General features: G+C 51.1%; 22 protein-coding genes and 3 pseudogenes. 10 read left to right on the plus strand and 15 right to left on the minus strand.

Annotated elements, in window-relative coordinates:
• Positions 1–22: 22 nt before the first annotated feature.
• Together ABLV11_RS16895 and ABLV11_RS16900 are read right to left on the minus strand one after the other, a co-directional pair.
• Positions 23–481: a GNAT family N-acetyltransferase gene (locus ABLV11_RS16895; protein WP_023321070.1), complete on the minus strand. Its 459-nt coding sequence runs from the start codon at positions 479–481 to the stop codon at positions 23–25.
• A 389-nt stretch (positions 482–870) separates the two neighbouring features.
• A complete protein-coding gene (locus ABLV11_RS16900) occupies positions 871–1,941 on the minus strand; it encodes a LacI family DNA-binding transcriptional regulator (protein ID WP_004102389.1) in 1,071 nt (356 codons plus the stop codon).
• Positions 1,942–2,148: 207 nt separating this feature from the next.
• Here ABLV11_RS16900 and ABLV11_RS16905 point away from each other — a divergent pair, with 207 nt between their 5' ends.
• Positions 2,149–5,256, plus strand: a complete 3,108-nt coding sequence (locus tag ABLV11_RS16905) for a beta-galactosidase (protein WP_348855493.1) — start codon at positions 2,149–2,151, stop codon at positions 5,254–5,256.
• Positions 5,257–5,311: 55 nt separating this feature from the next.
• On the plus strand, positions 5,312–6,562 hold the full coding sequence (locus ABLV11_RS16910; protein ID WP_004113311.1) for an MFS transporter: 1,251 nt from the start codon (positions 5,312–5,314) through the stop codon (positions 6,560–6,562).
• A 73-nt stretch (positions 6,563–6,635) separates the two neighbouring features.
• Here the strand turns inward: ABLV11_RS16910 and ABLV11_RS16915 are convergent, their stop codons facing one another.
• The 3 genes from ABLV11_RS16915 to ABLV11_RS16925 form a co-directional block, all read right to left on the minus strand.
• Positions 6,636–7,724 (minus strand): AAA family ATPase, encoded by a 1,089-nt coding sequence (locus ABLV11_RS16915; protein WP_024274239.1) that lies wholly within the window; start codon positions 7,722–7,724, stop codon positions 6,636–6,638.
• A 102-nt stretch (positions 7,725–7,826) separates the two neighbouring features.
• On the minus strand, positions 7,827–8,087 hold the full coding sequence (locus ABLV11_RS16920; RefSeq protein WP_024274240.1) for a hypothetical protein: 261 nt from the start codon (positions 8,085–8,087) through the stop codon (positions 7,827–7,829).
• A gap of 28 nt (positions 8,088–8,115) precedes the next feature.
• On the minus strand, positions 8,116–8,370 hold the full coding sequence (locus ABLV11_RS16925; RefSeq protein ID WP_004102396.1) for a hypothetical protein: 255 nt from the start codon (positions 8,368–8,370) through the stop codon (positions 8,116–8,118).
• A gap of 275 nt (positions 8,371–8,645) precedes the next feature.
• Here ABLV11_RS16925 and ABLV11_RS16930 point away from each other — a divergent pair, with 275 nt between their 5' ends.
• Both ABLV11_RS16930 and ABLV11_RS16935 read left to right on the plus strand, forming a co-directional pair.
• A complete protein-coding gene (locus ABLV11_RS16930) occupies positions 8,646–8,972 on the plus strand; it encodes a hypothetical protein (protein WP_004102397.1) in 327 nt (108 codons plus the stop codon).
• A gap of 108 nt (positions 8,973–9,080) precedes the next feature.
• Entirely contained in the window at positions 9,081–9,353 is a 273-nt protein-coding gene (locus ABLV11_RS16935) for a DUF883 family protein (RefSeq protein ID WP_004102398.1), read from the plus strand.
• Positions 9,354–9,587: 234 nt separating this feature from the next.
• Here the strand turns inward: ABLV11_RS16935 and ABLV11_RS16940 are convergent, their stop codons facing one another.
• Positions 9,588–9,899, minus strand: coding sequence for a hypothetical protein (locus tag ABLV11_RS16940; protein WP_026055938.1), 312 nt, complete (start codon positions 9,897–9,899; stop codon positions 9,588–9,590).
• A gap of 208 nt (positions 9,900–10,107) precedes the next feature.
• On the opposite strand from ABLV11_RS16940, the gene ABLV11_RS16945 reads away from it, so the two are divergent.
• Positions 10,108–10,647, plus strand: coding sequence for a DUF2058 domain-containing protein (locus ABLV11_RS16945; protein WP_064344407.1), 540 nt, complete (start codon positions 10,108–10,110; stop codon positions 10,645–10,647).
• Positions 10,648–10,756: 109 nt separating this feature from the next.
• Positions 10,757–11,239, plus strand: a complete 483-nt coding sequence (locus tag ABLV11_RS16950; RefSeq protein WP_032728331.1) for a cold shock domain-containing protein — start codon at positions 10,757–10,759, stop codon at positions 11,237–11,239.
• A gap of 226 nt (positions 11,240–11,465) precedes the next feature.
• Here the strand turns inward: ABLV11_RS16950 and ABLV11_RS16955 are convergent, their stop codons facing one another.
• Entirely contained in the window at positions 11,466–11,918 is a 453-nt protein-coding gene (locus ABLV11_RS16955; protein WP_049593071.1) for a hypothetical protein, read from the minus strand.
• Positions 11,915–12,475, minus strand: coding sequence for a UDP-N-acetylglucosamine acyltransferase (locus ABLV11_RS16960; RefSeq protein WP_004102408.1), 561 nt, complete (start codon positions 12,473–12,475; stop codon positions 11,915–11,917). Before ABLV11_RS16960 ends, ABLV11_RS16955 begins: the two co-directional genes overlap by 4 nt.
• A gap of 404 nt (positions 12,476–12,879) precedes the next feature.
• On the opposite strand from ABLV11_RS16960, the gene ABLV11_RS16965 reads away from it, so the two are divergent.
• Both ABLV11_RS16965 and ABLV11_RS16970 read left to right on the plus strand, forming a co-directional pair.
• Positions 12,880–13,551: an SOS response-associated peptidase gene (locus tag ABLV11_RS16965; RefSeq protein WP_233678606.1), complete on the plus strand. Its 672-nt coding sequence runs from the start codon at positions 12,880–12,882 to the stop codon at positions 13,549–13,551.
• 176 nt (positions 13,552–13,727) lie between these two features.
• Positions 13,728–14,339, plus strand: coding sequence for a hypothetical protein (locus tag ABLV11_RS16970; RefSeq protein ID WP_004102413.1), 612 nt, complete (start codon positions 13,728–13,730; stop codon positions 14,337–14,339).
• Positions 14,340–14,433: 94 nt separating this feature from the next.
• Here the strand turns inward: ABLV11_RS16970 and ABLV11_RS16975 are convergent, their stop codons facing one another.
• The 3 genes and pseudogenes from ABLV11_RS16975 to ABLV11_RS16985 all read right to left on the minus strand — a co-directional run.
• Positions 14,434–15,702 carry a Y-family DNA polymerase gene (locus tag ABLV11_RS16975; protein ID WP_126489180.1) on the minus strand — a complete coding sequence of 423 codons (1,269 nt, stop codon included), beginning with the start codon at positions 15,700–15,702 and terminating at the stop codon, positions 14,434–14,436.
• A 1-nt stretch (position 15,703) separates the two neighbouring features.
• Positions 15,704–16,123 carry a translesion error-prone DNA polymerase V autoproteolytic subunit gene (locus ABLV11_RS16980; protein ID WP_004102417.1) on the minus strand — a complete coding sequence of 140 codons (420 nt, stop codon included), beginning with the start codon at positions 16,121–16,123 and terminating at the stop codon, positions 15,704–15,706.
• Between the two features lie 284 nt (positions 16,124–16,407).
• A pseudogene (locus ABLV11_RS16985) lies at positions 16,408–16,539 on the minus strand (terminase small subunit); the annotation flags it as partial.
• Between the two features lie 136 nt (positions 16,540–16,675).
• On the opposite strand from ABLV11_RS16985, the gene ABLV11_RS16990 reads away from it, so the two are divergent.
• Positions 16,676–16,936, plus strand: coding sequence for a hypothetical protein (locus ABLV11_RS16990; protein ID WP_004102419.1), 261 nt, complete (start codon positions 16,676–16,678; stop codon positions 16,934–16,936).
• A gap of 124 nt (positions 16,937–17,060) precedes the next feature.
• On the opposite strand, the pseudogene ABLV11_RS16995 reads toward ABLV11_RS16990, so the two are convergent.
• Positions 17,061–17,254: pseudogene (locus ABLV11_RS16995) on the minus strand (hypothetical protein); the annotation flags it as partial.
• Between the two features lie 172 nt (positions 17,255–17,426).
• Positions 17,427–17,834 (minus strand): DUF4354 domain-containing protein, encoded by a 408-nt coding sequence (locus ABLV11_RS17000; protein ID WP_348855504.1) that lies wholly within the window; start codon positions 17,832–17,834, stop codon positions 17,427–17,429.
• Between the two features lie 524 nt (positions 17,835–18,358).
• Here ABLV11_RS17000 and ABLV11_RS17005 point away from each other — a divergent pair.
• Positions 18,359–18,718 (plus strand): hypothetical protein, encoded by a 360-nt coding sequence (locus tag ABLV11_RS17005; protein WP_004102425.1) that lies wholly within the window; start codon positions 18,359–18,361, stop codon positions 18,716–18,718.
• 355 nt (positions 18,719–19,073) lie between these two features.
• On the opposite strand, the gene ABLV11_RS17010 is transcribed toward ABLV11_RS17005, so the two are convergent.
• Positions 19,074–19,427: a nuclear transport factor 2 family protein gene (locus ABLV11_RS17010; RefSeq protein WP_134882676.1), complete on the minus strand. Its 354-nt coding sequence runs from the start codon at positions 19,425–19,427 to the stop codon at positions 19,074–19,076.
• 418 nt (positions 19,428–19,845) lie between these two features.
• Positions 19,846–20,125 (minus strand): annotated as a pseudogene (locus tag ABLV11_RS17015) (SAM-dependent methyltransferase); the annotation flags it as partial.
• Positions 20,126–20,352: the final 227 nt, after the last annotated feature.

Below are 20,352 nucleotides of genomic sequence, written 5' to 3' on the forward strand. Positions count from 1 at the left end.
TATAAAGAGCAAGATGAAGCGGCTAAAGCTGGCTAGTGTCGCTGTCCTGGCAAATATATCCCTGCTCGCGCATGCGCAGTAGACTCTCGGCGCTGGCGCAGACCATACCCGTAGTCAGCATTTCAAAACCAAAACGGCGGTAGAAGCCGACTTTATCCACCACCGAATAGATAAAGGTTTTGCCAAACGGCCGCAGCCGCTCGCTGGCCGCCTGCATCAGCAACTTCCCGTATCCCTTCCCCTGGCAGTTCGGGGCCACCGCAACATCCGCAAGATAGCTGCACCAGGTCAGATCGCTAATCGCGCGGGCAACGGCGACCAGCTGACCCTTTTCATAGCCAAACCAGCAAAAAGTACTATGACGAAACGCCCGTTCAACCAATGCCACATCGCGCTGATTAAGTCCCGCATCGGCAATGATCTCCGCAACCCTGCGCCAGTCAACAGACTCCAGGTGCTCTTTCTCTTTTAATACCATCATGATATTGCCCTTCACTCGCCAGCCCTGGCTTTCAGCATAGCTGAACGACGCTGAAAAAAGAGAGGCCGGCCCGCCAGGCCAATAGCATATTATGCTGTGGTAAAAACTATGGCCTCGGGAAATCTTCTGACACCCAGCGGAAAAACCAGCGCATTTATGCTTGCAGCAGGCGATTAACCCGCCAGCCAGCAGAATTAAATAAAATCAGAACGTTTTCCGTCGGCAAAAAATGGGCAAAAAAAACCGCCATGTGACTGGCGGTGAATGAATGCTTGCATGGATAGATTGTATTTTGCATTTTTACGTGCAGAGCACGAGCAGCTCTGTCTACGTCTCTAATCGGTACGCTACCACAGGCTACTTCAATGAAAGCTAAACGGCGGTGGCGCTCATAGCTTTTCCACCAGCGCCTTAAGTTGACTAATCAGCTCATCTTTCTCCCCCTCCCCGTTCCCCGTGACGGGCCAGGTGGACTGGCGGATAATCAGGCGGGTGGGCAGCAGTTCGCGAATTTTCAGCTGTGGGGCAGCCATAAGCTTGATCAGCAGCTCGACCGCCCTTTTCCCCAGCACGTTGAAATCCTGGGCGACGGTGGTCAGCGGCGGCTGGAAGTAGAGGCTGTCCGCCGTGTCATCATAACCGGTCACCGAGATGGCCTGGCTGCCGGTACGATAAAGCTGCGCCAGCGCGCTCAGCACCCCGAGCGCCATTTGATCGTTAGCGACCACGATCGCGCTAATGCGCGGATGCTGATGCAGCAGCTCGAACGTTTTACTCCAGCCGCTGGCGGCACTCCAGTCGCCAAATACCGTTACCGCATTACTGACGCCCAGGCGGTGCAGCGCCTCGCGCCAGCTGCTGAGCCGCATTCGCGCGGAGATCGAGCTTTCCGGCCCGGCAAGCAGTCCGAACTCGCGGTGTCCGGCGTCCCACAAATGCCGCACGCAGGCGCCACATCCATCACGATGATCGAAACGCACGCCGCAAACGTCGGCCTCCGGCGAAACATCGAGAAACATGCAGGCTATATCTGGATTCTCCGCCACCAGACGCTCCGCAAGACTACTTTCCAGCGGCAGGCTGATAATCGCTCCGCGAATATGCTGGGCGCGAAACTCATTGAGTCGCGCCTGCAGAGACGCGTAATCGACCTGCACCGGCATCGCAATTGAGACCTCAAGCTGATGCAAACCAGCATAGCTTTTCACCGCCGCGGCGATTTGCGAAGGCGCGTGCAGCGTCAGCGAGGCGGTAATCAGCCCAATCGACGGCGCGGACTTACCCGCCAGCAGCTGCGCGGAGCGGTTTGGTACATAGCGCAGCGTCTGCATCGCGCGGATCACTTTTTCGCGGGTTCGTTCGGACACCACCCCAGGATTATTCAGCACCCGGGAGACCGTTTGCTGAGAAACGCCGGCCTCACGGGCCACATCGTCAAGCGTTGCCAGGCGACGCTGCATAGTGCACTCCTTCTGAATCAAAACCTCAATGTCGTCCGCTAACATTTTATGTTTAAAAGACGACAAAAATCAGCTGTTTTCCCAGCTTTTCGTGATCGCCAGTGGGTTTCATTTTCGCCAATATTGCGGCCATAGCGAAAATAACTGATAACAAAATCATATTGTCTAGCGAACGACATTTTTATCACTTATCCGTCAGGAATGCGTATGCAACAACACCACTCTATTTCCGCCGCAGGAGCCACGTTCCATCAGATTCTCGCCCGCGAGGACTGGCAGAACCAGACCATTACCCATCTCAACCGTTTACCGGCCCACCCGACTTTCGCCAGCTGGCGCGATACCGACGCGGCGCGGAAAAACCAGCCCTCCGCGTTCCGCCGTCGGCTTGACGGCCAGTGGCAATTCTCCTGGGCCCGCAGCCCGTTTGACGTGGATGCCCGCTGGCTGGAAGACGATCTGCCGGACAGCCGCAGTACGCCGGTACCCTCAAACTGGCAAATGCAGGGCTACGATGCGCCCATCTATACCAACGTTCGCTACCCTATCGACACCACCCCGCCGCGCGTTCCGCAAGAGAACCCGACCGGTTGCTACTCATTGACCTTTCGCGTTGATGAGAGCTGGCGGGCCGACGGCCAGACGCAGATTATCTTCGATGGCGTCAACTCCGCGTTTCATCTGTGGTGCAACGGCGAATGGGTCGGTTATTCGCAGGATAGTCGCCTGCCAGCGGCCTTCGATCTCTCCCCCTATCTTCAGCCGGGCGATAACCGTATCTGCGTGATGGTGATGCGCTGGAGCGCGGGAACCTGGCTTGAGGATCAGGATATGTGGCGCATGAGCGGTATCTTCCGTTCGGTCTGGCTGCTGAATAAACCGACGCTGCACCTCTGCGACGTCCAGCTTACGCCGCAGCTGGATGCCCTCTACCGCGATGCCGAACTGCTGGTGAACTTAAGCGTCGCCGCACCGGTCGCGCTGCTGGAGGAGCTGACGGTGAAAGTCGAACTGTGGGATGACGATCGCCTGGTCGCCAGCCACCAGCAGTCGCCCGGTTCGCCGATTATCGATGAGCGCGGAAACTATGCGGAGCGCGCGGCCATTCGTCTGCCGGTAGAACGTCCGGCGCTATGGAGCGCGGAAACGCCAGACTGCTATCGGGCGGTCGTGTCGCTGTGGCGCGGCGATGAACCGATCGAGGCCGAAGCCTGGGATATCGGTTTCCGCCGCGTTGAAATCAAAAACGGCCTGCTGCTGTTGAACGGCAAACCGCTGCTGATTCGCGGCGTCAACCGTCACGAGCATCACCACCAGCGCGGCCAGGTCGTTACCGAAGAGGATATGGTGCAGGACATTCTGTTGATGAAGCAGAACAACTTTAACGCCGTACGCTGCTCGCATTATCCAAACACCCCACGCTGGTACGAGCTGTGCAACCGCTACGGCCTGTACGTCGTTGATGAGGCCAATATAGAAACCCACGGCATGGTGCCGATGAATCGAATATCCGACGATCCGGCCTGGCTACCGGCCTTCAGCGCCCGCGTCAGTCGAATGCTGCAAAGCAACCGCAACCATCCGTCCATTATTATCTGGTCACTGGGGAATGAGTCCGGCGGCGGCGGTAACCATGAAGCGATGTATCACTGGCTGAAACGCAACGATCCCTCCCGCCCGGTACAGTACGAAGGCGGCGGCGCCGACAGCACCACCACCGATATTATCTGCCCGATGTACGCCCGCGTTGACCGCGACCAGCCGATTCCGACGGTGCCGAAATGGGGAATCAAAAAGTGGATCAGTCTGCCTGGGGAACAACGCCCGCTGATCCTCTGCGAATACGCCCATGCGATGGGTAACAGCCTCGGCAACTTTGCTGATTACTGGCAGGCATTTCGCGACTATCCTCGCCTGCAGGGCGGGTTTATCTGGGACTGGGCGGATCAGGCCATCAGTAAAACCTTCGACGACGGCAGCGTTGGCTGGGCCTACGGCGGTGATTTTGGCGATAAACCGAACGATCGCCAGTTCTGCATGAACGGTCTGGTGTTCCCCGACCGCCGCGCGCATCCTTCCTTAATCGAGGCCAAACATGCGCAGCAGTACTTCCAGTTTTCGCTGCTCGCGCAATCCCCGCTGCGTATCCGCCTCAGCAGCGAATATCTGTTCCGCGCCACCGATAACGAAGAGCTGCGCTGGCAGGTTCAGGCCGCGGGTGAAACTTTTGCTGAGGGTAGCGTGAAGCTGGCGCTTTGCCCGGAGGGCCAGAGTGAGCTGACGTTGTGCGATGCGCTGACGCTGCCCGCCGGCGCGGAAGAGGTGTGGTTGACGCTGGAGGTGGTCCAGCCCCAGGCCACCGTCTGGTCCGACGCCGGGCATCGCGTTGCGTGGCAGCAGTTCCCGCTCGCCGCGCCGCTGGCGCTACGCGGCCCTCGGTCTGCCGGTAGCGCGCCAGCGCTGGAGAGCAGCGACGCGGCCTGGATTGTCCGCAGCGGCTCGCAGCAATGGACCATCGATCGGCAAAGCGGTCTGTTAACCCACTGGCAGGTGGACGGCGTGGAACAGCTGCTGACCCCGCTGCGCGACCAGTTTGTGCGCGCACCGCTGGATAACGACATTGGCGTCAGCGAAGTGGAGCGTATTGACCCTAACGCCTGGGTAGAGCGCTGGAAAAGCGCCGGACTTTACGAGCTCAGCGCCCGCTGCGTCCAGTGCGACGCTCAGCGCCTGGCCCATGAAGTGGTTATCGATAGCCGCTGGCACTATCTGCGCGGCGACGAAGCGGTGATTGTCAGCCACTGGCGGATGACATTTGATAGCGAAGGCAAGCTGCATCTGGCAGTCGATGGCGAACGTGCCGGCACCCTGCCGCCGCTGCCGCGCATCGGGCTGAATTTCCAGGTTCCGGACCAGCACCAACCGGTATCCTGGCTCGGCTACGGTCCGCATGAGAACTATCCGGACCGCCGCACCAGCGCCTGCTTCTCCCGCTGGCAGCTGCCGCTGGAGGAGATGACCACGCCGTACATTTTCCCGACGGAAAACGGCCTGCGCTGCGACAGCAAAACGCTGGACTGGGGGCGCTGGCACGTGGGAGGCAACTTCCACTTCTCCGTACAACCCTATGGCACCACGCAGTTAATGGAGACCGATCACTGGCACTGGATGAAGCCGGAAAACGGCGTCTGGATCACCCTCGACGCTCAGCACATGGGCATCGGCGGCGATGACTCCTGGACGCCCAGCGTACTACAGCAATGGCTGCTGCTTGAGACACAATGGCAATATCAGTTAACGATTCACTTCCAATAATAATCGGGGGCGCAAGCCCCCAACCTTACAGGCATAATAATATGGAATATTCACAATGAAACTCTCTGAACTGGCGCCACGAGAACGGCATAATTTTATATATTTCATGCTGTTCTTTTTCTTCTACTATTTCATCATGTCAGCCTATTTTCCCTTTTTCCCGGTGTGGCTGGCGGAAGTTAACCATTTAACCAAAACCGAGACGGGGATCGTCTTCTCCTCTATTTCGCTATTCGCGATAATCTTCCAGCCGGTTTTTGGCCTGATTTCGGATAAGCTCGGTCTGCGCAAGCATCTGCTGTGGACGATTACGATTTTGTTAATCCTGTTTGCGCCCTTTTTTATTTTCGTCTTTTCGCCGCTGCTGCAGATGAATATCATCGCGGGCGCGCTGGTGGGCGGGATTTATCTGGGGATCGTCTTTTCCAGCGGCTCCGGGGCGGTAGAAGCCTATATTGAACGCGTCAGCCGCGCCAACCGTTTTGAATACGGTAAAGTCCGCGTCTCCGGCTGCGTCGGCTGGGCGCTGTGCGCGTCAATCACCGGCATTTTATTTAGTATCGACCCGAACATTACGTTCTGGATCGCCTCCGGTTTCGCTCTGATCCTCGGCGTACTGCTGTGGGTATCAAAGCCGGAGAGCAGCAACAGCGCCGAGGTTATCGATGCCCTGGGCGCCAACCGTCAGGCTTTCTCCATGCGCACCGCCGCAGAGCTTTTGCGGATGCCGCGCTTCTGGGGCTTTATTATTTATGTCGTTGGCGTCGCCAGCGTCTATGACGTTTTTGACCAGCAGTTCGCCAACTTCTTTAAGGGCTTTTTCTCCAGCCCCCAGCGCGGCACTGAAGTATTCGGCTTCGTCACCACCGGTGGGGAATTACTTAACGCGCTAATCATGTTCTGCGCCCCGGCGATTATTAACCGGATTGGCGCTAAAAACGCCCTGCTAATTGCCGGGATGATTATGTCAGTACGCATTTTAGGATCGTCTTTCGCTAACTCGGCGGTGGAAGTGATCATTTTAAAAATGCTGCATATGTTCGAGATCCCGTTCCTGCTGGTCGGCACCTTTAAATATATCTCTTCGGCATTTAACCCGAAGCTCTCGGCGACCCTGTTCCTGATCGGTTTCAATTTATCAAAACAGCTGTCAGGCGTTGTGCTCTCGGCGTGGGTAGGACGGATGTATGATACCGTCGGCTTCCATCAGGCCTATCTGATCCTGGGCTGTATTACCCTGAGCTTTACCCTCATCTCGCTGTTCACCCTGAAAGGCAGCAAAACCCTGCTCCCGGCCGCGGCATAACATCAGGCCGCCGGAAACCCTCCGGCGGCGCTTCGGCAATACACCGTTAATACACCGAATAAGTCAGTTGCCGCTAGCTGGCGATCCGCGTTTCCCCATCGCTATTTTCCAGCCCGTAAATCCGGGCTTCCGCCATGGATGAAACCAGCTCAGCCAGCTCCGCGGAGTGGCTGGTTAGCCAGATTTGGCTATAGCGGGAAGCTTCGACAATCAGCCGGGCCAGCGCGGGGAACATTTGACGATGCAGGCTGTTTTCCGGCTCGTTAATAGCCAGAAATGCCGGCGGACGCGGGCTCAACAGCGCCACCGCCAGGCACAGGAAACGCAGCGTGCCATCGGACATTTCCGCCGCCAGTAAAGGTCGCCAGACGCCATTGCGGCGCATCTTTATCGAGAAACGCGAATTCTCATTTTCACAGTAAAATGTACACTCCGGGAACGCTTCGCCGAGGATCTCATGCAGCAGCTCTTCGGCGCCGATTTCCACGATGGTCTGAAAAGCGGCGGCAAGGTTGTGCCCATCGCTGTCCAGCACCGGCGAGCGGTAACCTACCGTCGGATGACGCAACGGCGAGAGTCTGCCTATATTGAATTCGTGATAAAAGCGCCAGTGGCGCATGGTTTCCCTGACCCTGGAGACTTCAGGAAAGCGGTGCGGCTCGCCCAGTTGGCCAAAAATCGATTCATTCTCATAAATCGCGTCGGTAAAAGTGCTTTTTTCACCATTGACGTCAACCAGGAACGCCGCCTGGTTTTTGCGTTCCAGCACGCGCGATGAAGGGCGTCGGGAAAATCCTGCCAGCCAGATAGACTCCTCTTTAACGATAGGATCCAGCTGGAACTGAGTCGGATACGGCAGTTTTTCCGGGAAACCTACCTGCAGCTGGTAGTCAAACTCATCGGTCAGGCAGGCAATCTGCAGCCGCCGCGGAAAGCGATCGTTCGGCGCGCTCGGCCCGGACCACATAATGTTCTCCAGGCCGCCTTCATCGCTGATATAACCGGAGAACTTTCCATCGGCGCAGGCGGTTAACAGATGGATGGCTTTATAAATGTTGGATTTGCCGCAGCCGTTGGGGCCAAAGACGATATTCAGCGCGCCGAGTTCCAGCTCAATATCCCTGACCGATCTGAAATTTTTTATCCGGATATGGTTAATCATAAATTCCCGAAACTGATAGAAGCGTTTTGCTCTACTGTATCGGAGGCAAAAGGAAAACGAAATATGAGGAGACCGGACGACAAGCGATCGCCCGGAACCGGCTTAGCCGAAGAGTTTTTTCATGCCGCGAGTTAGCGCGACTCTTTTGAGTTTTTCCGTATCCTCATGGCTCTCGTTGAAAACGCCGAAAAAATAGCGTTCATCATCAATGGTCTGCGATACGATTCTGTAGCTCAGCGGCTGACCGGATTTCGCGCCATACTGCGCAGGCGTCACGGAAATCTCCGTCGCGTTATCGGCAACGCTGACCATCAGGCCGTCGCCTTTCCCTCCAACCAGCATCACCTTAATTAACGGGTGCACCATGTCTCTCCCGGGTTGAGGTCAATGATTAATTTTCGATGGCCGCTGGCTGACAGTTGGCCGCTGCGCCGCCCTGGCCGGACGAGCCTTTCGGGGAAGCCGGACGCGCGCCCTCTTTACCAACAACGGGCGGTAACGGCACGCCTTCTTTGTCCACCGCAGGCGGCGCCTTCTGGCAGGTCGCCGTTTTCGTCACATCTGCGCCCCAGGCGGGCATTTGCAGACTCAGGAGCGCCACGGGAGCAAGCAGTAACGTATTCTTCAGTACTTTCTTATAGTTCATACCGGCCTTGAGTAAAAAATGTATTTCTCATGCTGAGCTAAGCGCTGATTATTAGTAGTAAAAGCTGACAAATGATGAAGGAAAAAAGAGGAATTGTGAACATCAATAGTTCTTATTTATGAATTGCGACGTTTCCAGCCCCAGCGCCCGAGGGATCTTATATCTAAGAATTATCTCAATCAATTGAAATAACAGGAATACTACCAATTCTGGCGAAGTTTTTTGCAGGAGCACCGCTCTATACTGAAAACGAAAATAACCATCAGGATTATACAATGACAAAACTCCCTCTGATACTTCTTCTGGCTGGCGCGGGGCTATTACAGGGCTGCTCGGCGTTCGATAAACATCACGGCGTTAACTGGGGCGAAGGTACCTGCCCGACTCCCGCGCCAGAAGCGATTAGCAAATCGAAGCAGCTGATTATTGAGGATGGTAAAACCCTCAAATGCCAGATTCGTCCTTATGTCAGCAATATGGCCTGTCAGGGGATCACCGATAAAACTCATGCCGATGGCGTCGTTTGCCAGAACGGATTAGGGCAATCAATTTTGTTTACCTTCGACGATAAAGGCGTACTGCAAAAACACGGTAGCGTGTAAGCGCTCACGCCAGGGAAAATTCCTGGAGTGACGCTCGCCGCGGCCCGAACATTGGTACTTCGCCTGTTAGCCACTAGACTTAAATAAGTCAAACGAAAGGAGAGTCTCATGTCATCACAAGAGTATGAAAACGACGCGCAGAATCTGGCCGATAAAGTGGGCAATAAAGTCAATGAATTTGCCGGGGAAGCCCAGCAGCAGTTTGGTGATGCGGTAGATTCGCCGAAACATCAGCTAAAAGGCGCGGCCCGTAAATACGCCGCTCAGGCTTCGGATGCCGTTTCAGAGGTCTCCGAGCGCGTCAGGGAAAATCCGTTAACCGGACTGCTGGCCGCCGGCGCTATCGGTCTGGTCATTGGTCTGTTGGCAGGACGGAAGTAATTCTCCAGCCTGCGGGCCTGAAAACTGATGGCAAGCCGATTTTACACCTTTTCCCCTATTCCAGCCCGCCAATGGCTGAGAAACACCGGAGTGTCATCAGGTTACGCACTCTTCACCGGCCCGGTAAGGCGCTTGCCGCTACCGGGCTATTTCTCCCCTATGCGGTTTGTCAGCCATCAGAAGCGTTGAGAGCCTGAACGTGGGGTATTGCTGCAAGAAATCCTTAAAGCGCCCTTAAATTCCCACCACCGCAGCCACCTCAAACTGGAAAACGTACGGATCGGACAGCAGCTGGAATTGCTCATCATCGGCATAGGTGACGGCGACATGGTACTCTTCACCGGCAAAAGCGATGATAGCATCCAGATCGTTCCAGTAGGTCGCCAGAAAGAAGTGTTCCCACTCCCCCTGCGTTTCCCGCCTGACGAAGGCGCCCGCGTTGCCGGCAATGCTCCGCGAATGCTGCACTCCGGTTGCCTGCAAATGCCCCGCAAACGCATCGCCAAACTCAACGGGAACACAACCATGCCAGGTTCTGACAATCATCGACAGACTCCATATAAAATCAATAAAAATGAATTTATAGCAAATAAAATCGCCACTGTGTGATTTTTTATTCATTTCACTTTTTTGCGTCGACGCCCTTTTTTGCTGCCGTTTCTGCTTCTATCCCCAGGTCCTACCCTGCACGCTGACACATCCGCTAAAATTACAGGTATAATCCCACAAATTATTCAGCGGATTCAGAAACGAGATGACAAAACTCACCTTACAAGAGCAGATGCTAAAAGCCGGCTTAGTGACCAGCAAAAAGATGGCCAAGGTTCAAAGAACGGCGAAAAAGTCACGCGTTCAGGCGCGCGAGGCCAGAGAGGCGGTGGAAGAGAATAAGAAAGCGCAGCTGGAGCGGGATAAACAGCTTAGCGAGCAGCAAAAGCAGGCAGCGTTATCGAAAGAATATAAAGCGCAGGTCAAACAGCTCATCGAGATGAATAAAATCGATATTTCTAAAGGCAATATTGATTTTAATTTCACGGATAACAATTTCATTAAAAAAATCGCCGTGGATAAACTGACCCAGGCACAGCTGATAAGCGGTCGCCTCGCCATTGCGCGCCTGGCGGGTGATAGCGACGGCGAAAGCAAATACGCGATTATCCCGGCAAGCGTAGCCGATAAAATCGCCCAGCGCGACGCCAGCAGCATTGTCTTAAACAGCGCGCTCAGCGCGGAAGAGCAGGATGAAGACGATCCGTATGCTGATTTTAAAGTACCTGATGATTTGATGTGGTAAACCGCGTAAGCCCGCTCAGGCAAAAGATTTAGACGTAGTCTGCGCGGGCAATGTGCTTTACACTGCGCGCGGCAAAAAATTGAGTAGATAAACGATTAACCAGGCGGTAATGGCGATGAACGGAACGATCACAACGTGGTTTAAAGATAAAGGTTTTGGATTTATCAAAGATGAAAACGGCGATAATCGCTACTTTCATGTGATTAAGGTTGCCAACCCTGAGCTGATTAAAAAGGATGCGGCGGTCACTTTTGAACCCACAACCAATAACAAGGGTTTGTCAGCGTACGCCGTGAAGGTCCTCCCGGAAAGCAAATATATCTATATCGCAGGCGAGCGGATTAAGCTCACGTCGATAAAATCTTACCTGGTTTATAACGAGGAGGAGCCTGCCGACGCCCGTATTGATAAAGAGAACGCGGTCCTCTCCGTGGGCCTGCTGATGGGAAATATCAGGCCAAAATCAGCCGCTAAGCCCGGGGAAATGCGCTCGGTCAAAAAGCTGGCCATCACCACCTTCCAGGGCACCACGCTCATCTTCACGGAAGATGAGATAGACATCGACGCCACGGTGAAACTGCTTAAGGTGTAAGATCCTTCGGTGAAGAAAGCCGGGGCAGAGCTCACTTTCTGCCGCCCGCCTGCCCATGCAGCCTGACGTTTCCCGAACTGGTGTTGTGCAGCCGGGTACCGGGACAGTGGCGCAGGTTTGGCTCTTCTGTAAGCCGCAAAAAACAGCCGCAACGCGCAGGTTGCGGCTACCTTCAATACGCTTAACTGGCAGCTATCAGGCTCTACGCCCGGCGTTCATTGCTGTATCAATGCCGAGGATCGGCAATGATACGTGAAGGACTGCCGTATAGTACGAGTATCTTATTACCTTCGACAAACAAGGGGGTATTACCTTGCACAACGGTCATCAGATTACCGTTTTCCGTTTCGATAACATATTCCATCCCCGTCTGTTTTGTCGCAGAAGCTTCAAGCGCTGCGCCGGTTAGCCCCCCGACAACCGCCCCGCCAATAGCGCCGACAATATTCGCGCGAGTGCCTCCTCCAATTGCAGACCCTGCAGCCGCTCCCGCGGCCGTACCCGCAGCACCGCCCAAAGCGGATGTGCCGCGAATATCGACCGGTCGCGCGCTAATGATAGTGCCGGCAATAGAGCGATTCACCATGCCTACCGAACCCACGGAATAGCTATTCGGGGAAATATCCTGCGCACACCCCCCTAACAACGTGAGCATCGTGACTAAAGCGACCCGTCTCATTTATCTACCTTCGAAGGGAACATCGGGCGGGAGAGTTCGATGCTTTCTAACGCTTGTAAGAACTGCGTAATATTGTTTTGTACCGCGCGGTTTATTGATTCACGGGCGCGAACAACGCCCACGAAGGCATAGGATGCAGGCACAGTTCCAGTAGATTCGATATCTTGCGTATAAATAATATCGCCATTAGAGCGGTTAATTACCTCATAACGCGCAACGGCTTTCGTTGTCATGGCCATGCCAAAGCTCGGAACGTCAATCGCTAAGACTTTCACGTTAAGGCTCACCGTATTAGCAGAGTTATCTTTAAAGATCGCCATTCTATCGAGCGCCTCTTGTAACGAGTCTCGCCAAATGGGGGTAATGGTTTCCATCCCCGCGACGATATCGCCTTTCTGCTCATCGGGACGCGCAAGCGAAACCGTGAGTGATTTTAGCTGTGCATCAATTTTCTTCTGGCTAACGCCAACGCCAGGTGTAGAAAAATTCAGAGGTGGAACGCTGGCACATCCTGTTAAAGACCCAATAACAACAGCAATTAAGAGTAGTTTTTTCATTATTTATCCCCGTTAGTTGTAAGGTCATCCTAACGTAATAAATAATCCAGATATATTGATTTTAATCAGTTAGTTAAATAATAGGATAAACATTATCTCAGGCGTGGACGTTAAATGGATTTTGCCATCGCTTTTGGGCTCTCGGCTACGCTCACAACATTTATCACTGCAATCAGATAAAAGCGCGCAGGATACTGAAATATAGACACTAATTTATTCAGAACTTTCTCAGGTTTTAATTTTTGAAAGGGATTGAGTAGCGGATATTTGCGCCATAAACCGGGCCCTGCTCAACGAACGTCGAGAGGGCCAGGTCCGCCGCGATTGCAGCCACGGCGCCGTTGAAAATAGAGGAGAAGCATACTGACCTATACTTAAAATCTGATATCCGATTAGAGGTGGCTATGTGCGGACGTTTTGCTCAATCACAAACCAGGGAAGAATATCTGACCTATCTGGCTGAAGAAGCCGAGCGCGACATTGCTTATGATCCGCAGCCTGTAGGACGCTATAACGTGGCGCCCGGTACCAAAGTTCTGTTGCTCAGCGAACGTAACGAACGGCTGCACCTCGATCCGGTACACTGGGGCTATGCCCCCGGGTGGTGGGACAAACCCGCGCTTATTAACGCTCGTGCCGAAACCGCGGCCACCAGCAGAATGTTTAAACCGCTATGGCAGCATGGCCGGGCGATTTGCTTTGCCGACGGTTGGTTCGAGTGGAAGCGTGAAGGTGATAAAAAACAACCCTACTTCATCCATCGTAAAGACGGTAAGCCTCTATTCATGGCGGCGATCGGCAGCGTACCTTTCGAACGCGGCGATGAAGCGGAAGGGTTTCTTATCGTCACGTCCGCCGCCGATCGAGGCCTTGTCGATATTCACGACCGCCGCCCGTTAGTGCTGGAACCTGAAGCTGCGAGAGAATGGATGCGCCAGGATGTCGGTGGGAAAGAAGCGGAAGAGATTATTGCCGACGGGGCGGTTTGCGCAGACCATTTCGCCTGGCACCCGGTATCGCGAGCGGTAGGTAATGTGAAAAACCAGGGACCGGAATTGATACAAGCGCTCAGCTAAGCACAATCTGCATATACCTCTTACAGGCGCGATCGTTCCATGTTCGTAAAATATATCACCCAGAATAAGCTAATCCGCATCATGTGTTAAAGAAGGGTTATTATACAGCACAAAGTGAACAGAATTTACATTAACGTCACCTATCATATTCGCCATAATCAAAATTGGTGATGTTAATGACTGTACTTAAAAGCTTTTTCTTCTTCCTTGGCGCGGCTTGTACCTGCGCATTTGTGGTACTTTGCCTGTGGGTCGATATACATTATTGGGATTATAATATTTCGGAATTGTCACTCACTGAAATTGTTCAGGAGTTGGTGTTAGCTACCATCGTTGTTATTCATTTTCTGCTGGCGAAGCAGTATAAATCCATGCGCTACTGCAATATTCTTATTGGCGGTTTTTTCCTTGCCATGCTAATTCGTGAACTGGACGCCCTTTTTGATCTTATTTCTCACGGGAGTTGGGTGTGGTTTGCGCTGATTGCCGCTCTGGCAGCCTTAATTAATCCACTTATTCATTATCGTCAGACCATGGAACAGCTTACACAATATACCCGTACGCCCGGGTACGGCATGTTAATCAGCGGGCTGCTGGCTATTCTGGTCTTCTCCCGACTCTTCGGTATGCAAGGTTTATGGCAGGCCATACTCGATGACGGTTACGTTCGGGTTGTAAAAAATGTCGTTGAGGAAGGCAGTGAATCATTCGGTTATATGCTTTGTCTCACCGCCTCTATTGGTTATTACTGCAATTTTCGCGGAACCCTGGGGCAGGAATCAACCTGAACCCTGCGCTGATATTGGCGTGTTATCCGAGCTGCGAGCTCAAACAGGCAACTTGCTAAGAACGGAATGGTATAGATCTGCGGCGTTCTCCCTATCACCTGACCTGAAGCAAATCGCTGTATCTCGTGGTGTAACGCGGCGAAAGCATCTCTCTTTTCATTTGCCATGCGGTCTGAATACCCTGCCCGGCAAAATAAAGGGTGCCTCTTCCCTCTTGCGAGTTGAGATGATCGAGCACTTCCATAAGCTTGCCGCTGTTATGCCGCGGGGCGTTGTCATCAAACAGGTTTAACTGCGCGACGCCCTGGCTAAAAAAGTCGCCGAGCATGACGCCAGCTTTCTGATAGCGGTGGCCATCGCGCCAGATTTTATCCAGGCACTTTACCGCCGCATGGATAATGTCGCGGGAATCCTGCGTGGGGATGAGAAGCATCACCTGGGCGCTGTTGCCATAGTAAGGCTCATTCAGTGCAAAGGGGGAAGTCTTCACGAACGTCGAAATAAAGCGGCAGTACTGATGCTCACCGCGCAGCTTTTCAGCCGCGCGGGCGGCATAGCAGCAGATCGCCTGACGCACCTGCTCATACTCGGTGACGCGTTCGCCGAAAGATCGGCTGCAGACGATCTCCTGCTTTGCCGGCGGGAATTCTTCCAGTTCAAGGCAGGGCTCGCCGCGAAGTTCTCTTACCGTTCGCTCCAGTACGACATTAAAGTGTTTTCGGATAACCCATGCGCTCTGCTCTGAGAGATCCAGAGCCGTTTTGATGCCCATCGTATTCAGTTTCTTACTGATGCGTCTGCCAACGCCCCAGACATCCTCCACGGGAACCAGGGCCAACAGCCGGCGCTGACGCTCAACGTTCGACAAATCAACCACGCCGCCCGTCTGCCTTTGCCATTTTTTAGCCGCATGATTGGCGAGCTTAGCAAGGGTTTTCGTTTGGGCAATGCCAACGCCAACGGTCAGATGCGTACGCTTAAGAACCGTAGCGCGGATCTCTTTACCAAACTCCGTCAGGTCACGGCAGTTTCGCACCCCCGTTAGATCGCAAAAAGCCTCATCAATGCTGTAAATCTCTACCCGCGGCAACATCTCCTCAAGCGTTGTCATCACGCGGTTGGACATATCCGCGTAAAGCTCGTAATTGCTGCTGAAGCAAACTACGCCAGCCCGTCTGAAAAGATCCTTTTGTTTGAAAAACGGTTCTCCCATCGTTATCCCGGCGGCTTTAGCTTCTACGCTGCGCGCAATCACACAGCCATCGTTATTGGAAAGGACAACCACCGGCCGCCCTTTTAAATCGGGTCTGAACACCGTCTCACAGCTGGCATAAAATGAGTTCACGTCACACAGGGCGAACATCTCAGCCAGCCGCTTTGATGATATACGTCACCACACCGAATACATCCAGCGTGTCCTCGCTACCCACGACGATGGGGGTATAAGCGATATTCATCGGATTGAGCTGAACCCGTGGATGAAGCTGCAGCTTCTTAACGGTGAACTCCCCGTCCACCGCGGCAATCACGATATCGCCATGGACTGCAGTTCTTGAGCTATCCACGACCAGAAGATCCCCCTCACCAATGCCCGCATCCTTCATGCTATCGCCCGCAGCTTTGACAAAATACGTCGCTGAGGGGTGATTGACTAACAGTTCGTTCAGGTCGATTCGTTGTTCAACATAATCCTGAGCGGGGCTCGGAAAACCACATTGAACGAGACAACTGTATAGCGGAAGTGAAAGGACTTCTCGCAGCTCTGCTGGGGTGTAAAAAATCATTGTAAGTATCCGCTCACATAAATACTGTTTATACATACAGTAGATTTAACCCGGCGACATATCAATATAGGTTCCGTCTATCAATTTACCTCACTGTCGTAACATATTGATGTAACGAGTAAGGTAAGTCCTAAAATGTTCCCGGCGATAAACTGTTTGTTGGTTTTGCCAGCAGTGCGACGATAAAATTTTGTCGCTATGGTTCTGCCTTCATAGCAAATTGCTCACCTGCAGCTCTTGCATACGGTTCGCAGGTGAGCAAACTGATCCCGCAGGGAAAATGACTTTTCCGCAGTTTGTACCGTGCATTTCTTGATATATCGGCGAACCGTTGCATAATTAAGATAATGCGCATCGCGCCCTTCTTCACGGGATATGCCAGTAGCAGCGCTATTCAACAGGAACCGCTTCTGCAGCTCACCCCCAGTCTGACCAGGCCATCGACACCTTCAGTAATAGCGTTTTTGAATGTTATTCAACAGCTTCATTCTGTGAAGGCAGAAACACGTTTTCTCAAAAAAATCTTGAAATGAGGATTTAAGCCCATGAAATATGTATAGTTACAATGACATAGAAATAATTAAAGCCAACCTTGAGTGGATTGTTAATCAAACGACTGCGAATTCCCGGAGCCCCTCAGTTTCCGATCGCAAAACGCTCAACAGCCTTCAGGAGCTCATACAGAGCTATGAAGGGCTACTTGAGTTAATCATCCAGTATGGAATTGCTGTAGTAGATAAGGAAATCATCGAAGGGCTGTCCCTTACAGAGAAGTTTATTGCTAAGGTTAAATCGAATGCGCATGCATTTTAGCCCCCCCAACAGAATCTCCAGGCCAATATTGATGCGTTTAAGGGATGACGCTGGAGAAGAAAACAAACAAAAACCGGGCTCTGGCACCCGGTTCTCGATGAATCGACAAAGCGCTTGACGAACCTCAGCCCGCGGTTTTCCGGCACCACTCAATATCCGGATCCTGCCCGCGTCGCTGGCGATAACGCTCAGCTAAATCAGATCAGTCCTGTTGCCGCGAGACAGCACCGCCTCGCGCAAGCGCTGGCCGTTTTCTCGCGTTAAACCGCCCTGCTCAACGAATCACCGGCAGCCCTGGTCCACTATCTGCTTAATCCAGTCGGTTAACCCGGAAGCCCGCCGCATGCTTATACTTTGCTGACGAGGAAAAGAAAGGATAAAAAAGGGAGAGCAATCTGTTTTGCTTTAATTATTTATATTAAAGAAAAACAGGCCGCTAAAGGTAAATCCCCTGACCTGTTTATCCGACATTAATAATCCTAAAAAAGAGTTATTTACACCGGGAACCTAAACCAAGTTTGACATAAGGTAATGACAGCATATCGGGTTCAGTACTGGAAAAGTAAATGACGCCAGTGCGGGACTCTCCTGGCTTATATGGGGATAAAAGTTCTAACTGTATCCCATGCCCCATTAAGGTTTTCCCCATATTATCATCGAGGTAAAAACACATTTTATTATCTTTACCAGGAACCAAAGGTTCACTGGAGTTGTTGTTAACCGTAACCTGATATGATAGCAAATGCTCAGCTTTCCCCGTCACGCTGTTCCATACACTTCCGGCCCCCTCTTTCTGCGCATAGATAGTGACGTCTGGGGACTTAACGGCGGAAATCGCCTGTCCGGCGGCCATTAAAGATAGAAACAGACTAAAAATTTTAATTTTCCTGGAGAACATTATAATCCCTCACGCTAAAAACTTAAGAACAGGTACTAACATGACAACACAGCAAGGTTAAGTCACACTCTTGCTATTTACAATACATTTATCGCTTATTTCATCCCTTTAGCTTAAATCTTATAAAAACTCACATTTTGATGTGGGCGCACATCACACAGAACATTTAAATAAGAAAAGAGGGACGTTTGATATTTTATTATAAAGCATGAGATGACTGCCTGCTTTTGTAACAAAATGTATTAGCCATTGAATTACGGAACTCACCAGTTAAATTATAAGCATGGAAATCAGTATCTGACTAAGTAAAAATCATCATTGATTGTGACCTGCCCCATATATTTTTATTCAATGGATGATAAACATAACAAATATAAAAATTGACAACCACGGATGTTATTTAAATTTGCTTTTTTAAATAACACAATTACAACAATTGATAATATCAAGATACTAAAGGTAAACATTTGCATAGTTATTTTTTGCGGCTTACCCTAAAGCCTCATATCAGGAGTTTATTCCCAATGAAGATATCATTATTAGCATTTATATTTATCACCCTGACCGGCTGTGTGGACCCCGGCCTTGTCGGGATACATCCAGAATTACGCACGAGTTATTTTAATGGTTATAAAAATGAAGTCGCGTCATGCTTACAATCCGCAGCGGTGAACAACGACTTATTGATGCAACAGGATGACTCGCTGCCAGACGGTTCCTATAGATATAACATTCTGGACGCAGGAGGAAACACCGTAGCATGGGTTGATATAGCAGATTTTAGCGGAAAGCAAAGCACCGTAAGTTTTTATTATGCCCGCCATAACAAGGATATGTATGAAGCTATTTCATCAATAATTGCACAGTGTAAAAGGGTGTCTTAAGGATAAAGATTGATTTTGGGGAAGAAAAATCTGCCTCGACAATCCCCCACGCATGACCATTCCCGCCGGGCGTTTTGATGTCCCTACGGTTACCGTCGGCAACGGATCCGTTACTTGCTGCCCGGTAGCTCCGGTTCGGAATTTGGTCAGTTATCGTTGGGGCACCATAGTCGCAGGCGCGCAGCTCGCGATAATCAATGCCATAACCCAGCCAGCAATCTCGTCCCACTTAAAATTAGGCTATGTTTTAATACAGAGTTGATATTATAACAATTTATAAAGGGAAGTTATTACACTTCCCTTAACGAAAATTTTAAGAAATTTGCAAACTATTCACATAGGGTAAATATTTATTTTATTCAATAGGTAAATTGCGCAATTTCAAGAAAGATAGCTTATCCCAGTAGCCTCTTTGAAATAAAATTTTATTATTTACTATTTGAAAAAAACCGCAACCTCTCAAACCGAATGGGTCACGCCACTCTAAAATTGCCCATTGCCCATCTTCGAAAATGTTTTCAACGATACAAACCATTTGTGCGTAAGAAAAATCTTGTTCAAACATTTTCTTTATAGCCTCTTTCCCAACAACTGGCTCATTGGCAACCTGATGGTTTATTGCATTATCATCATATAATTCTGAGATGGTTTCTATATCTGCATTATTAAATGCGTCAACCCATTGGCAAAGTACTTCTTTTGGCCTCATATACTTTAACTCCTCGGTATGTGATAATTTTTATTTTAATTTGCAATATAAAAAATCTAATTTCATTAATGCATACTACTTTTACAATTAATTTCAAGACAATGTATACATTAAACGCATACAGGTTCTCGAGCTTTAAAATCCATTGCTCTTGCAAAAGCACGGAATATATTGCATTGAACTACTTGATCTATTTTTGAACCTAATACGAGCATTTCCTTTAAATATCAAAGCAACGGCTCTTGTTGAGATGTTGATGTTTTTTAACTATCTGAAATCAAAGATTTAACATTTGCCATAATATGGCCTCTAAATCTTTAAATATACTATTATTATGGTATATCACCAAAAACTATCAACTTCAACATTTATTTAAAACCAGGCCAAAAATTAAAACACCATGAGGATTCAGTACTCAAAATGCCTCTCTAACGCCAGCGCGTAGATCATCTCCCCAGTTGTCCCAATCCAGCTTTCCATATTTTTTTACCGTGCCATCCGTTTGGTCCGACACGTTCAAGATGTGGGGGATTAAAAACCACCACAGAAAACGATGAGGCTTCAAAAGGTAACCGGCGAAAATCGGCGATAATATCGGGGATTATAACCAACTGTCGGCCATCACAAAGGGCATGCCGCTCGGCATGGATATCGCTGAATACGCCGCGCTCGTCATGTTCAGGGAGGCACAACAACATGGCCCTTTGTGTTCAAAACCCCATGCTGATGGCGATAGTCACCATACAAAGACGCGGCGATCTCACCAAAATGAAGTTCTCTGATAAGCGGGGAAGATAATTGCAAATGGCGCTCTGTCAGCAGACCATTTCACCTGGCGCCCTGTTCGCACGGTTAGTAACATGAAAAAAAGGCCAGAACTGATGATGCTACCAATAGCCTATAGCTTTGAAAACGTCCGCTATAC

It is taken from the genome of Klebsiella sp. GW_Kp181 (assembly GCF_040062315.1).
Classification (GTDB): domain Bacteria; phylum Pseudomonadota; class Gammaproteobacteria; order Enterobacterales; family Enterobacteriaceae; genus Klebsiella; species Klebsiella oxytoca.